The sequence below is a fragment of the Flavonifractor sp. An82 genome (genome assembly GCF_002159265.1).
GTDB lineage: Bacteria > Bacillota > Clostridia > Oscillospirales > Oscillospiraceae > Flavonifractor.
Window position 1 is genome coordinate 12,978 of sequence record NZ_NFHG01000019.1, and the last position, 13,010, is coordinate 25,987.

Consider the following 13,010-nt stretch of genomic DNA (forward strand, 5'->3'; position numbering starts at 1 on the left):
CACACCAGTGGGTGCCGTTTTTTCTGCCGGCCCATTCTTGACATTCCAGAGTGCTTTTGTGATAATAGACCCACCTGAATATGTCAGAGTTTGTCAGAGGAGGCGGAGAAGTATGAAATCCACACAGGAACTGGAACATCAGATCCGGCAAAGCGGGGAACCTTCTCTGCTGACAGAGGATACCTTTTCCGCCCCTGATCTGACGGACTATCTGCGGGAATTAATCAGCGGACATGGCATGTCGGTGCAGGATGTGGTGGTGGGCTGTCGGCTGGACCGCAGTTATGGGTATCAGCTCTTCAATGGCACCCGCAAGCCCACCCGGAATTTTCTGCTCCGGCTGGCGCTGCTGCTGAAGCTGAGGGAGGAGGAGGCCCAGCGGCTGCTGAAGGTGGCCCAGCGGCAGCCCCTCTACGCCCGCAACCGGCGGGACGCCGCGGTGCTGTACGGCCTGACCCACGGCCTGACGGCGGACAAGACCCAGGAACTTTTGAACGGACTGGGGGAGGAGGGGCTGGAGTGATGAATCAGAACGACTTCTTATCGGAGTTTACCCCGCTGCCGGACAGCGTGGCGTTGCCTCAGCGGATCCTTGCGGACTATGAGGCCGATTCCTGCCTGAGTCAAAAGGAAGACGGGCGGCTGACCCTGCGGCTGCGGCGAAAAGCAGACGGCCAATGGATCGTGCTGAAAGCTGCCTCAGTCGACAGGGAGGATCTGGCGGAGGAATATCGGATCCTGACCGCTCTGGCGCCCCTTCTGCCGGGGGCTGTGCCGGAGCCTGTGGACTGCTTTGAAGAGGATGGAACAGGCTATCTTCTCCGCACCTATCTGGAAGGGGAGAACCTGACCCAGTGGCGGGAGCGGGAGGAGGGCTGCCCGGAGGGACTGTGTATCTCGCTGGGGCGCAAGCTGTGTGCCCTGCTGGGGGTACTCCACAGCCAGCAGCCGCCGGTGATCTACCGGGATATCAAGCCGGAAAACATCCTGCTTCTGCCCGACGGCGGCATCGGACTGATCGACTTTGGCATTGCCCGCCAGTTCAAGGACGGCAAGGACACGGACACCCGCCATATGGGCACCCGCGCCACCGCCGCCCCGGAGCAGTACGGCTACGCCCAGACAGACCAGCGCACCGATCTCTACGGCCTGGGTATGACCCTGATCTGGCTTCTCACCGGCCGGTATGACCGGGACAGCCTGACCCAGACGGAGGAGATTTCTCCCCATCTGCGTTCCGTGCTGGAGAAAGCGGTGGCCTCATGTTTATATACACAAATCCCTGAAAGCCGCATAAACACTGAACTTTTTAACCATCATCAAAAAACAGAATATCCCTATAACCACACTGAAAACGCCTTTTGACGGCTTCCCAGCCGATCACGGGGCGTTTTCTGGTGTCCGGCGTATCGTTTCCACGGTACGCCATTTTTTATGCCCAAAACCAGAAAGGAGGCGACGCCATGTATTTCACATCCGGCGGCGACCGCGCCTTTGAAAGCCTCATGCAAGGCAAGCCCGGCTTCGACGACTACGACAGCGGCGACGCCGGAGCGCCGGAGGATTGCGGCGACTGCCGTTTCTACCGTCCCGACTGGAAGTATCAGTTTTGCGTGTATGCAGAGTGTCCCTACCAGCCGGGCAAGCTCACCGCCTATGACGCGGTGAAATTCCAAGTGAAAGGAGTTGACGACGAGATGGCAGTTTTTCGTGTGGAGAAAAACCGGGGCTACACGGTGATGTCCAACCACCACCTGCGGAACAAAGACCTGTCCCTGAAAGCCAAGGGGCTGCTTTCGCAAATGCTGTCCCTGCCCGAAAACTGGGACTATACCTTGAAAGGCTTGTCCCTTATCAACCGGGAAAGCATCGACGCCATACGGACGGCGGTGTGGGAACTGGAAAAAGCCGGGTATATCACCCGCCAGCAGAACCGGGACGGCAAGGGCAAGATGGCCGACATGGTTTATACCATCTACGAACAGCCGCAGCCCCGGCCAGAGGCAGAGGGTGAAGAACAGCCGGGATTGGAAAACCCGGTGTTGGAAAATCCAACATCGGATAATCCAACGTCGGAAAACCCGGTATCGGGAAATCCAATGCAATTAAATAAAGATATACCAAGTAAAGAAAAATCAAATACTGATCTATCAAGTACCCAATCCATTCCTATCCTTTCCCCAAACCCTTCTCCTGCGGAGGGCAAGGCGGCACAGCCGCCGGAACGGAAGCGAAAGGAAGCGAATGAGGCATACCGGGTGTATGAGGAAATCATCAAGGACAATATCAGTTATGACATTCTGAAAGCCGATCTGCCCTATGACGGCGACCGTCTGAACGAGATTGTAGACCTGATCCTTGAAACCGTCTGCACCCGGCGCAAGACCATCCGTGTTGCCGGTGACGACTATCCGGCGGAGCTGGTGAAATCCAAGTTTATGAAGCTGGACAGCGAACACATCCGCTTTGTGCTGGATTGCCTGAACAAGAACACCACGGAAATCCGAAACATCAAGCAGTATCTACGGGCGGCGCTGTTCAACGCTCCGTCCACGATTGGGAATTACTATTCTTCCCTTGTGGCCCATGATATGGCGACCGGGAAAATCTGAAAGGAGGACGGCCCTAGCCCCGTCAATCGCGCCCTCAATGATCGGCAGGTATTCTTCGGGACAGAGTTTCAGCTTGTGGCCGACCCGCTGGCGCTGCTCGCTTTCTTCCCGCATGATCTCCGGGTTAAAATACCGTTCCACGGGCAGACCGCAATTCCTGATTAGTTGTATGATAATCGGCAGGCTGGGTATTATTCCGTCATTTTCGATATTTGCAAGATACCGCCAGTCGATATTCAGCTTTTCCGCCATTGCTTTGCGCGACAAATGCTTTGCCTTTCGCGCAGCTTTTACATCTGCGCCGAAAGTTTCAAAGCCGGGACAATCTTTGATATTCGCCATATAGCACCACCCACTTACATTGTATATTTCATATTTCCCCAATGGAATGTTGCTATATGCACTCTGCTTACATTTTATATTTCATATTCAGATAACTTTGTACGGCAGCTCACAATCCGCTCCATGTTGACAGAAAACATCGGATGAAGTATAATGACTATAAGAACCAATTTGGTCAAAAAGATAAAGCGGAGGTGACAACCTTGCCAAAATGCTATACAGATCAAGAAAAAGAATACATTAAACGTCGGTTAAAAGAGGAAGCGGGCAAGTGTCTTATTCAATATGGTATCCGTCGGACGACGGTTGATGATATAGTGAAGCGGGTGCAAATTCCCAAAGGAACATTTTACCTATTTTATCAGTCCAAAGAGCTTCTTCTATATGACGTGATTTTGGAGGAACATGATAGAATTGAAGAAGAACTTGTGCAGGCTGTTTCACAAATGCAAGACAATGAGTTTGATACCGAACAACTGACCCAAGTTATTTATGATTTTTTCAAGAAGTCGTCTGTATCTCCGGTATTGAAAATCCTTAATTCAAACGAAATAGAACTGCTGGCCCGAAAGTTACCTGCCGGAGTGCTGGAAAAGCATATAGAGCATGACAATGACCTTATAGAAGATGTGCTTACCAAACTTACCCTAAATGCGGATATGGATAAGAAGGTGCTGGGAGCTGCTTTCAGAGCAATCTATTTTATAACACTTCATCGTGACAGCATTGGAGAGGACTATTTTGAAAAATCGCTGTATCTTTTAATTAAGGGATTGGTTTTGCAACTTAAATAGATTTGTCCGGCTTAAATGCCGGACTATCTTTCAAATGTTTTTTGACTATATAGAATGATATAGTCAAATAGTATGGAGGACAGAACTATGATTACAGTAGATAAATTGACGTACAGTTACACAAAAAAGCCTTTTATAAAAGAAATGAGTTTTACAGTTTCAAAGGGAGAAATCTTTGGGTTTTTAGGCCCATCGGGTGCCGGGAAAAGTACCTTGCAAAAAATCCTGATCGGGATGCTGCCAACATATCAAGGTACAGCTATGGTAAATGGGGTTGAGTGCCGTAAGCATACAAATAGTTTCTATGAGCAAATTGGCGTTGACTTTGAATTTTCTACCATGTACGAAAAATTAACCGCAAAAGAGAACTTGACTTTTTTTGCTTCGCTTTACAAAAAGCAGACCCTTTCAATCAATGAACTTTTATCGGCTGTCGGTTTGCAGAACGATGCAGATAAGCGTGTGTCGGAATACTCAAAGGGGATGAAATCAAGGCTGAACTTTGTTAAGGCACTTCTACATGATCCAGATGTGCTTTTTCTCGATGAACCTACCAGCGGGCTTGACCCCACAAACAGTAGAATTATGAAAGATATTATTTTGGCGCAGAAAGAAAAGGGAAAAACCATTCTCATACCTTAAAGCCGGATATTCCCTTCTCAGAAAATTCCTTTACAATCACCCAATCCTTTTCTGCGGCAAATTCATGACACCTCTGCTTCTGCATAGGGATGTCGTCTTTTTCTACCTGGCCCTTGGTGGATACGCGATAGAGGCAATACACACGTTTTCTCATACTACATCACCATGGCCTGTCATCTGTTGGATATAGGACGATTTGAGAAATTCCCGAACCGATTTCGGCAACTCCATATTGGCATGTTCCGCAAAAATAAGCTGGACAACCATGCCGTGAACGATTACTTCCGTCATATTGTGTATGATGGAATTATTCTGCTGTTTCATGGTCATGGACTCCTTCCTGAATAAATTCATCAAGTTGTTGGATCAACAATTCAGCCTCCTCGGGCAAAGCCCAGGCCAGTTGAGAGGCAGTTTGGAGCTGCTCCAGGAGAGAACGCAGCTCATTTTTGCTGAGGCAGGACTCTCCGCAGAGCACGATGCCTCCGTCCAGACAAATGATCTGGATATCCTGGCCTGGGGAGAGATTTGCCTGTTCCAGCAGGGAAGTAGGAATCCTGATTTTTGATTCTGCCCATATAGGCTGTGCCAGTGAATTTGGTGAGAGAAAAAACTCCTGACAGGAATCGGCCAGTTATACAAGGTAGGCTGTGGCACCAGGGGAGAGGCCCATCTCCTGAAGCAAATCTGCAGGGATCTTCAGTTCGCCATTCTCATCTACCTGCAACAAAATTTCTGCAATCTGCAAATATATCACCCTTTCCGCATAAAAGTCCCGGTCACTGCGTTAGAAACTGAGACTGAGTGTGACTAATACCACAAACATAGGGGCCGCCCGTATTGGCTGCGCGAGCTCTGCTTCACGCATCCCCTTTGGGCGGTCCCCATGGCTTCTGATATTAAGACTTTACACTTTTGTTGTTCTTCTGCTGCGCTCGTATTCGACACTACCATAGGGATGGAAGGTATTAGCGTTCGCTGAAAGCGAGTATTGCGGTACATTTTCATGCAGCGGAAAGCATTGTAAAATCACTTCGAGGTGAACTGCAGTGCGTGATTTTTCAAAAATCCTTGGCGATGCCGCCAGAGAGGCGCGCAATGGGCTTGGCTGGACACAAAGCCGTGTGGCGGAAGAGTCAAATATTGATGTCCGCACGGTGGTCAACATAGAAAACTACAGGGCAAATCCAAAGTTAGAGGTGCTCTGGCCCTTTATCCGTACACTCCGCATAGATGCGAGTGAAATTTTTTATCCCGAACTGCAATGCGAAAACCCTGTGATCATCCGGCTTCGCTGTTTGCTGGAGAACTGTTCCGAGCAAGAGGCAACCGCGCTGATCCCTGTTATAGAGGCCGTGTTGGAGGCTTTGCGCTCGGAACAGTACATACAAATCAAATAGTGATCCAAATAAAAAAAGAGCCTGCGACCCTATTTATAGGGCAGCAGGCTCTGCGCTTTAAGCGTCTGGCTCCTTGCTCAAAATCATTTTCAGTTGTACAACATCTACTCGGCATTCCTTTTTACATCTGGGACAGTACAGCGGAAACCTGACCAGTACGGTATCTGCATACACTTTTGTTTTTGAACGTTCCCCGCAAACTGGACAGCGAAGCCAATATGATTGATTCATTGTGCTAATTTCAGCCCTCCTATGATGTATGCAAATAAGCCAGAACCTTTGGGAATGCTCTCTTTCTGGAGAAAGAGCATGCCCTGGTACTCAAACCGCCGTCTGTAAGATTCTCGCATAGCAGGGAGGGACCGGACGATGCCGGTCCCTCCCGCCGTTTGTTTTGGCTTCCTGTGCTCACCGGCTCAGGCCAGTTCTCTCCACAGGAAGGTGACAGCCTGGGCCCGGGTCACGACGACCTCCGGGCTGAACTTGTTGTTGCCGGTGCCGTTGGTGATGCCTTTGGCCACCGCCCAGGTGACGGCGTCGGTGTACCAGGTGTCCGCCGCCACGTCGTCAAAGCCGCCGCCGACGGCCGCCGGGGTGCCTGCCGCCCGCCACTGGAAGGTGACCGCCTGGGCCCGGGTCACGGGGTCATCCGGGCTAAAAGAGGTGGCGCTGGTGCCGTTGGTGATGCCGTTGGCCACCGCCCACAGCACCGCGTCATAGTACCAAGTGCCGGCGCTCACGTCGGCAAAGGGGTTGCTGCCGGTGGCCTTGGGGGAGCCGTAGGCTCGCCACAGGAAGGTCACCATCTGAGCTCGGGTCACGGGAGCGTTGGGGCTGAAAGTGGTGGCGCTTGTGCCGGCAGTGACGCCGTTTGCCACCGCCCACAGCACCGCGTCATAGTAGTAGTCGCTCTCGTAGACGTCGGCGAAGGGGTTGGTCACCTGTTCCGCGATCTCTTTGAAGGAGACCTGGATCTTCACGCTGGAGCCGGGCATGGAGAAGGTGTACTTGCCGCTGCCCTTGTCCGTCACCTCCAGTTCGTTGCCCTTGGCGTCGGTGACGGTGAGGGTGTCCAGTTCATAGCCCTGATCGGGCTTGACGGTGATGGTCACTGTGGTGCCCTTGGCCGCCTGCTTGGGGGAGACGGTGACAGTGCCGCCCTGGATGCTGGAGCTGTCAGGGACAGAGATGGAGTAGCTGCTGCTGCCACCGCCGCCGGAGGAACCGCCGGGGGTGACGGGGGGCTGCGGGGTGACCGTACCGCCGCCGTTGTCGCCGGAGGTCTTCACGGTGTAGGAGAAGGTGGCGACCTCGCTGTTGGCCTTGCCCGGCAGCACCGCGATGGCCTTAAGGGTGGTGCTCGTGGTGATGAGGATGGGCCCGGTATAGAGCTTGCTGTTCAGGCTGGGCTCACTGCCGTCGGTGGTGTAGAAGATGCGGCCCCCCGCTTCGCAAGTTAGGGTCACAGGGGTATTAGTCGCCACCTGGCCGCCAGAGGGCGTGGCGGCGGGCTGGGCCGCCTGGGGCGGCGCCTCCACGGTAAGGCCCCGAGAGAACCAGCTGGTGCGCAGGGTCTTATCCGCGTAGTTCTCTGCGGTGGAATCCACATTGACAACCACCGTATCGCCCAGGTTCAGCGCCCCGGAGGTGGGTCTCAGGATGACAGAGCGGGTCAGGGCGGTGCCGTCGGGCGCATATTCCGTGGCACATTCCACGGCAAAGGAAACATCCTTTCCGTTGGCCTTCAGGGTGAACACATCATCCAGGCTGTCTACCTTCATGTACTGGGAGAAGGCGATATACACGCCGTCGGTGGCGGCGGTCAGGCTCTCCACCTCGGGGGCGGCCAGGCTGGTCAGCCCGATGTTCACGTCCAGCTGGACCGGCGGCACGGGCATGTACCAGGTGCCGTTCGCTTGCATTGCGCCGCTGCCGTCTGTCTCTCCGGTGGTATAGGCCGCATACCCCTCCTTGGACACGGTGACCGACCAGCCGCCCTCGGGCACGAACCACTCGTAGTAGCCGTCCTCGCCGGTGGACTGGGGGTTGACCTGGTCCGCCACGGAGGCGTCCCACAGGACTCTTATACCGGTGTCCCTGTTGACCTCGTAAACGGAGGCGCTTACGCCCTCCAGACGGTTGTTCTCCACCGCCTCGTAGACATAGCCGGAGGGGTCGATGGCCGGCTTGGGCCGGTCGGGGACGGGCTCGGAGATGCCGGGCCCCTGGGGGCTGTCGCCGCCAGGCTCGCCGCCGCCGCCAGGCTCGTCGCCGCCGCCAGGCTCGTCGCCGCCGCCGGGCTCGTCGCCGCCGCCAGGCTCGTCGCCGCCGCCAGGCTCGTCGCCGCCGCCGGGCTCATCGCCGCCGCCGGGCTCGTCGCCGCCGCCGGGCTCGTCGCCGCCGCCGGGCTCGTCGCCGCCGGAACCGCCGCCATCGTTGTCCTTGTCCTTGTCCTTGTCGGGGTCTTGCTTTTTCCGGGGGTCGGGGCACTCGTCGTTGAAGGGGAAGCCGGTCCAGTCGATTTCCTGTCCGTTCTTTTCGGCCTCCAGCAGGGCGTCGTAGGCCTTCTTGGTCAGCTCCCGCATCTCCTTGCTCTTGCCGAAGCCCAAAGTGTTGGTGATCTGGTTCCAGATGCCGTCCTCCAGCTGCTCCATGGCCCATTTTGCCAGTTCCTCTGTGCTCTTGCCGGCGGCCTTGGTGGCGTCCGTGGCGGTTTTGAGATAGTTCTTGACCATCTCCAGCTGCTTTTCGCCCACCTTCCACTTCAGGTTGTTGTAGAGACCGCCGCCCAGGGTCTCCCGGTTGGCGTTGGCCGTCCAGAAGAGCTCGGAGTTGATGTCGTCCACGCCGTTTTGCTCCAGCATCTGGAGCAAAATGCTCATGTAGGCCATATCCGGGTCCACCCCGATGGGCGGGCCGCTGGGGGGCGTGGGCGGCGAGCCGGAGGGCGTAAAGCCGTCGTCTCCAGTGGAAGACCGCTGCGTGATGCTGCGCGTCAACGCATTGGAGGACGCGGTGCCGTTGCCTTCCAGTTTCTGCTCTGTCTCGTCCAGAGCGGCATAGAAGGCCTGCCACACGTCCAGTACCTGCTGGGTCTTGTACCGGTTATCCGCCTCGGTCTTGAGATTGTAGTACGTTGTTCCGTCCTTTGTGTACTCGTCGCTCAGTTTGGTGTCCGGATCCGGGTCGCCGGTAGGCTCTGCAATAATGTGCGCCGCGTCGGTGGCCGTGTTCTCGTAGGTGGTGGTGGACACCGTGCCGCTGGACGCATCATAGACCACCTGCTCGTACTTGTTCATGGTCATGGTCTCGTGCTTCCAGATGGTGCTGTCCCCCGCCTGGTACTTGCTCACCGTCTCCACGGTGAATTCGTCGCTCACCGTGCCCATGCGGGTGTATTGGGTGTTGTTGCCGGTGTTCATGAAGGTGAAGCCCTGCTTCATTTGGTCAGTCAACTCGTCGTCGGTGGGCATGGTGGGCAATTTGCTGATCGCATCGGCAGCACCTGTGGCTTCTTCCTTGCGGGTGATCTTGAAGTTGTAGGTATTGCTGCCGTTGGTAAAGGTCAGCGTGCCTGCCGTGGGCTTGCCGTCTGTCCAGGTGACATAGTTCAGGCCGGCGGCGCCCAACGCGGTATTGACTTTGTTTTGCTGGTCCGTATCGCTGAGCGTATCCTCAGCCTCCGCTTGGACCGCTTCTTCGAGGGCCGCATACTCCCCCTCGGTCAGCTGGGCGGCCGGCTCCTTGGGCACGTAGTACACCCACGCGCCGGTGGGCGGGTTGTTGCCGCAATAATAAGGCTCCGTTATCCAGTGTCCTTCGCCCCACTCTCCTTCATCCCGATAGGTGGCGGGCAGCTTTTCCACCCCGTCCGCCCGGGGCAGGTAGACCGTGACCTCCTCCAGGGCATCCCCGCTGGCATCGCCGCTGAAGGTCAGGAAGTATCTCGTGGGTATATCGGGCATGTAATAATAATAGGATCCGGCATGGGTGTTTCCCCCGCTTTGGGAATCCCACATCGTAACAAGGTTCCCCACGTAATTCGTCAGCTGGATCTTGGTCAGCACCGGCAGGGAGGCGTTGTACCGCACGTCCATCACGTTGGAGGTGATGGTCAGGCCATCCTCGGTGACCGCTTTGGCGGACACCGTGTGACTGCCGGGGCCGATGGGGTTGTCCAGGCTCAGCTGCGCGTTGTAAAGGCCATATTTGTTGGCTTGGAGCTGCGCGGTCTCCACCCCGTCCACAAACAGCGTGACGGTGCTGTTCTCTGGCGTGCTGCCGTAGACGTAGAAGGACGCCTCCGCCACCGCCTCCGGGGCGTACAGGGTGATCAGCGGCTCATACAGGGTGGCCGCCCCCACAAAGTAATCTCTGCCTTTTTCGCCCAGCCTGGCATAGGCGAGGGCCTCCACCCGCTCCAGATCGCCGCGGCGGTACTGCCACTGGAGGGTGACCGGCCAGCCGCCGTACTCTGCCACGTCATAAATCCAGATTTCGTATGTGCCGTTAAAACGTGTAATATGGTCATTATCATTGGGGGTAATGTGGATATCCTTACCATCGGGCCGCTTTCCGTTGACGTAGAGGCTGCCGTTGATGACCTGAACGTAGCCGACGCTCTCCCTCCACATATTATTGGTGTATAGGGATACCATGAGGACTTTCGGGGCGCTCTCCAGGTCCTTGGGCGCCACCGTCATGCGGACGGAGACCACCTCGCCCTCGGTGGTGACGGTCAGACCGCTGGTCTCCAGATTCAGCAGGGAGCCTACGGTATCCGCGGGAATCGTAATCGTGCCGCTGATCGACTCGCTATGTTCGTATCGAATCTCTACGGACCGCTCCAGAGAATACTGGCTGAGTCCGGCCTCCGCAAGGGCCGCTTTGATCTCCGCCAGGCTGTTTTGGGCATAGCTGACCTGCTGCCAGGGGCCATCCCCCAGGAGCAGGCAGGTGTACCTGCCGGGGTCCAGGTAGATGTTGTAGTGGGCGAGCTCATCCCCCCAGTTTTGGCACTGATCCGCCTTCACCAGGGCGCCCGCCCCATCGTACAGCAGGATGTAGCAGTCGGTGCGGCCGGGATTGCCCAGCGCAACGGCTAGGGACCCAAGCTCCACAAAGCGGGGGAGCTCGGTACTGCGAATGTAGACGGTGCTATTGCTGTCCAAGGTCACGTCAGTCTCACAGTAGTAATGATTGTTGTACATCTCCATGTGGAGGGTCTGGTTTGCCGCCGTCTCCGGCTCCGTCAGGTAGATGTACTTCTTGTCGCCGCTGGTGGTGAAGGCCACGGATTCGCCGTCCGATGTCGTCAGCTCGCAGGAGGTGAACATATATCTATTCGGCAGGGAGATCACGCCCTGGCGGGCGGACAGGATGATGTCCATATCGGCCTCACCCACACCGGCCGTCAACTCTTTTGTATACAACCCCAGGTCGCCCCGGCTGGCGGTGAGGACCGCCCCCTTCAGCACCGGCGTTGAGAGGCTAAATGTACCGTCAGAATCGGTGGTCCTCGTGACGGAAACGGCGTTGCCGGAGACGGTGTTGGAGACGGTGACCGTCACGCCGCTGAGGGGCGTCCCGTCCGCCAGCTGGACTTTGCCGGAGACGGTGTATTGCGGCAGAGCAACCAGCTCTATCGTGGGCTTGGGGGTTTCAGCGGAAACTGCCCTTTTTTCGCCGGAGGCGAATCGGGTCAGCAAGGTGCCCGCCGGTTGGGCCTGCACATAGAGGGTCTCACCCGGGAGCAGGCAATAGCTGGAGCCGGTGGCGATGGGCTCGGCATCCTCCTCGTTGCTCGCATACCACTTTAAGTAGTAGCGGCGCAGATCCACTGCCTCGCCATTGGAATCCACCACGAGGGGGCTGACCTGTGTGAGGGTCACGTCTCCCAGAGTCAGGGTGGTCTCCTCCTCAGAGATGGGGCCCCTGGCGTATACCACCTCCCGGCCGTTTTGCGTGCCGGTCACCTGGAGGGCATAGCTGTCGTCAGTCGAAGGCCACGTCACATAGGTGTCCTGCGGGGTGGGGTCCCAGCCCAGGGAGATGGTCTCCAGCAGCTTGTCCCCCTGATAGACCTTCAGGTATTTGGCAACGTCGGCGTTGACGGCGCCGGTGAAGCGTACCCGCACCGTGGCGACAATGGGCAGACCGACGGAGACCTCGCTGCTCTCCTCGCCCATGGCAAAGACCACCTTCTCAATGGTCCCGGTGACGTCGCTGGCCAAGGCCTCGCCGCCGCCGGAGAGCAGATAGCTGCCGGCCGTGCCCGTCAGGTTCACCACAAAGGACTCCTTGCTCCCACTGGCGGACGTGTAGCGGACGGTGGCCGTGGCGTTCTCCGCACCCGTCACCGGCTGCGCCGTGTAGAGGAAGAGGGAATAGGGCAAACCGCCGCGGATGCTGGGGGTACCCCCGGACTGGAAGGTGGAGAAGAAGGCGTTGACGGCCGAGATCCCCTGCTCCCCGCCCACGGCGCCGGAGGGGGAGAAGACCACCCTCTGGGCCGGATGGAGGAAGTTGCCGTCGGCGGAGATGGACCAGTTGGCGAGGGCCTCCTGCACCGGGGCATAGGCTTCCTCCACCCCCGGCGGGGGGTCCTGGCCATCGGTAGAGACATAGGTCACCTGCTCGCCGGACGACGCATCTATCACCCTTTCGGCGTAGGTGAAACCGCCGGCCGGATCGCCGGTGAGCTTCCAGAGCCGGTAGGTGATGCTTAGAAGCTCATTTGTGCTGGGATTGGAGGAATAGGCTGTGGTACTGTATGATTGTCTTTCCCTCGCGCATGGCCTGCCGCTTGCCCCAGCGGACATTGGCGCTGATGCTCTCGCTTTCTGCCTGAGCGAAGGCTCCAAGCATGGTGATGAGGATCTCGCTGTCGGCTTCCAGCGTGTTGATGTTCTCCTTTTCGAAGATGACCGCAATGCCCAATTCCCGCAGGGCCCGGATGTAATTCAGGCAGTCCACCGTATTTCTGGCGAAGCGGGAGATGGATTTGGTCAGGACGATGTCGATCTTCTTCTGCTTGCACAGCCGGATCATCTTCAGGAATTCGGGCCGCTTCCGAGCCGATGTGCCTGTGATGCCCTCATCTGCGAAGATCCCGGCCATGGTCCACTCCCGGTTGGTCATGATCTTGTCGGTGTAGTAGTTCTGCTGGGCCTCATAGCTGGTGAGCTGCTCCTCGTCATCAGTGGATACCCGGCAGTAAG

General features: G+C 56.7%; 9 protein-coding genes and 4 pseudogenes. 7 read left to right on the forward strand and 6 right to left on the reverse strand.

Features of this window, described 5'->3' with window-relative positions:
* The first annotated feature begins 112 nt into the window (after positions 1–112).
* The 3 genes from B5G34_RS15055 (at position 113) to B5G34_RS15065 (ending at position 2,612) form a co-directional block, all read left to right on the forward strand.
* Positions 113–523: a hypothetical protein gene (locus B5G34_RS15055; RefSeq protein ID WP_087339374.1), complete on the forward strand. Its 411-nt coding sequence runs from the start codon at positions 113–115 to the stop codon at positions 521–523.
* Positions 523–1,365: a phosphotransferase gene (locus B5G34_RS15060; RefSeq protein WP_087339377.1), complete on the forward strand. Its 843-nt coding sequence runs from the start codon at positions 523–525 to the stop codon at positions 1,363–1,365. Before B5G34_RS15055 ends, B5G34_RS15060 begins: the two co-directional genes overlap by 1 nt.
* Before the next feature lie 98 nt (positions 1,366–1,463).
* Positions 1,464–2,612 carry a DUF6017 domain-containing protein gene (locus B5G34_RS15065; protein WP_087339380.1) on the forward strand — a complete coding sequence of 383 codons (1,149 nt, stop codon included), beginning with the start codon at positions 1,464–1,466 and terminating at the stop codon, positions 2,610–2,612.
* A gap of 15 nt (positions 2,613–2,627) precedes the next feature.
* Here B5G34_RS15065 and B5G34_RS15070 read toward each other — a convergent pair.
* A pseudogene (locus B5G34_RS15070) lies at positions 2,628–2,954 on the reverse strand (helix-turn-helix transcriptional regulator); the annotation flags it as partial.
* A 143-nt stretch (positions 2,955–3,097) separates the two neighbouring features.
* Here B5G34_RS15070 and B5G34_RS15075 point away from each other — a divergent pair.
* Both B5G34_RS15075 and B5G34_RS15080 read left to right on the forward strand, forming a co-directional pair.
* Complete coding sequence (locus B5G34_RS15075) at positions 3,098–3,748, forward strand: TetR/AcrR family transcriptional regulator (RefSeq protein WP_242957076.1); 651 nt, start codon at positions 3,098–3,100, stop codon at positions 3,746–3,748.
* 87 nt (positions 3,749–3,835) lie between these two features.
* Positions 3,836–4,384 (forward strand): annotated as a pseudogene (locus B5G34_RS15080) (ABC transporter ATP-binding protein); the annotation flags it as partial.
* On the opposite strand, the pseudogene B5G34_RS15085 reads toward B5G34_RS15080, so the two are convergent.
* Positions 4,383–4,544 (reverse strand): annotated as a pseudogene (locus tag B5G34_RS15085) (recombinase family protein); the annotation flags it as partial. The pseudogenes B5G34_RS15080 and B5G34_RS15085 overlap by 2 nt on opposite strands.
* Positions 4,541–4,714: a hypothetical protein gene (locus tag B5G34_RS18815; RefSeq protein WP_162609497.1), complete on the reverse strand. Its 174-nt coding sequence runs from the start codon at positions 4,712–4,714 to the stop codon at positions 4,541–4,543. The pseudogene B5G34_RS15085 and the gene B5G34_RS18815, both read right to left, overlap by 4 nt.
* Here B5G34_RS18815 and B5G34_RS15090 point away from each other — a divergent pair.
* A complete protein-coding gene (locus tag B5G34_RS15090; RefSeq protein ID WP_087339389.1) occupies positions 4,713–4,958 on the forward strand; it encodes a hypothetical protein in 246 nt (81 codons plus the stop codon). The genes B5G34_RS18815 and B5G34_RS15090 overlap by 2 nt on opposite strands.
* A gap of 481 nt (positions 4,959–5,439) precedes the next feature.
* Positions 5,440–5,790 (forward strand): helix-turn-helix transcriptional regulator, encoded by a 351-nt coding sequence (locus B5G34_RS15095; protein ID WP_087339392.1) that lies wholly within the window; start codon positions 5,440–5,442, stop codon positions 5,788–5,790.
* 57 nt (positions 5,791–5,847) lie between these two features.
* On the opposite strand, the gene B5G34_RS15100 is transcribed toward B5G34_RS15095, so the two are convergent.
* From B5G34_RS15100 to B5G34_RS15110, 3 genes and pseudogenes are all read right to left on the reverse strand, one after another.
* On the reverse strand, positions 5,848–6,021 hold the full coding sequence (locus B5G34_RS15100) for a cysteine-rich KTR domain-containing protein (protein ID WP_087339395.1): 174 nt from the start codon (positions 6,019–6,021) through the stop codon (positions 5,848–5,850).
* Positions 6,022–6,206: 185 nt separating this feature from the next.
* The gene (locus B5G34_RS15105; RefSeq protein ID WP_162609498.1) at positions 6,207–12,449 is read right to left on the reverse strand and encodes an S-layer homology domain-containing protein; all 6,243 of its coding nucleotides are present in this window, start codon (positions 12,447–12,449) and stop codon (positions 6,207–6,209) included.
* 121 nt (positions 12,450–12,570) lie between these two features.
* Positions 12,571–13,008, reverse strand: a pseudogene (locus tag B5G34_RS15110) (recombinase family protein); the annotation flags it as partial.
* Positions 13,009–13,010 lie beyond the last annotated feature (2 nt).

Coding starts and splice junctions, on each gene's coding strand:
- B5G34_RS15055 (WP_087339374.1), top strand. CDS start 113: ATGAAATCCACACAGGAACTGGAACATCAGATCCGGCAAAGCGGGGAA.
- B5G34_RS18815 (WP_162609497.1), bottom strand. CDS start 4,714: ATGAAACAGCAGAATAATTCCATCATACACAATATGACGGAAGTAATC.
- B5G34_RS15060 (WP_087339377.1), top strand. CDS start 523: ATGAATCAGAACGACTTCTTATCGGAGTTTACCCCGCTGCCGGACAGC.
- B5G34_RS15090 (WP_087339389.1), top strand. CDS start 4,713: ATGGTCATGGACTCCTTCCTGAATAAATTCATCAAGTTGTTGGATCAA.
- B5G34_RS15065 (WP_087339380.1), top strand. CDS start 1,464: ATGTATTTCACATCCGGCGGCGACCGCGCCTTTGAAAGCCTCATGCAA.
- B5G34_RS15075 (WP_242957076.1), top strand. CDS start 3,098: ATGAAGTATAATGACTATAAGAACCAATTTGGTCAAAAAGATAAAGCG.
- B5G34_RS15100 (WP_087339395.1), bottom strand. CDS start 6,021: ATGAATCAATCATATTGGCTTCGCTGTCCAGTTTGCGGGGAACGTTCA.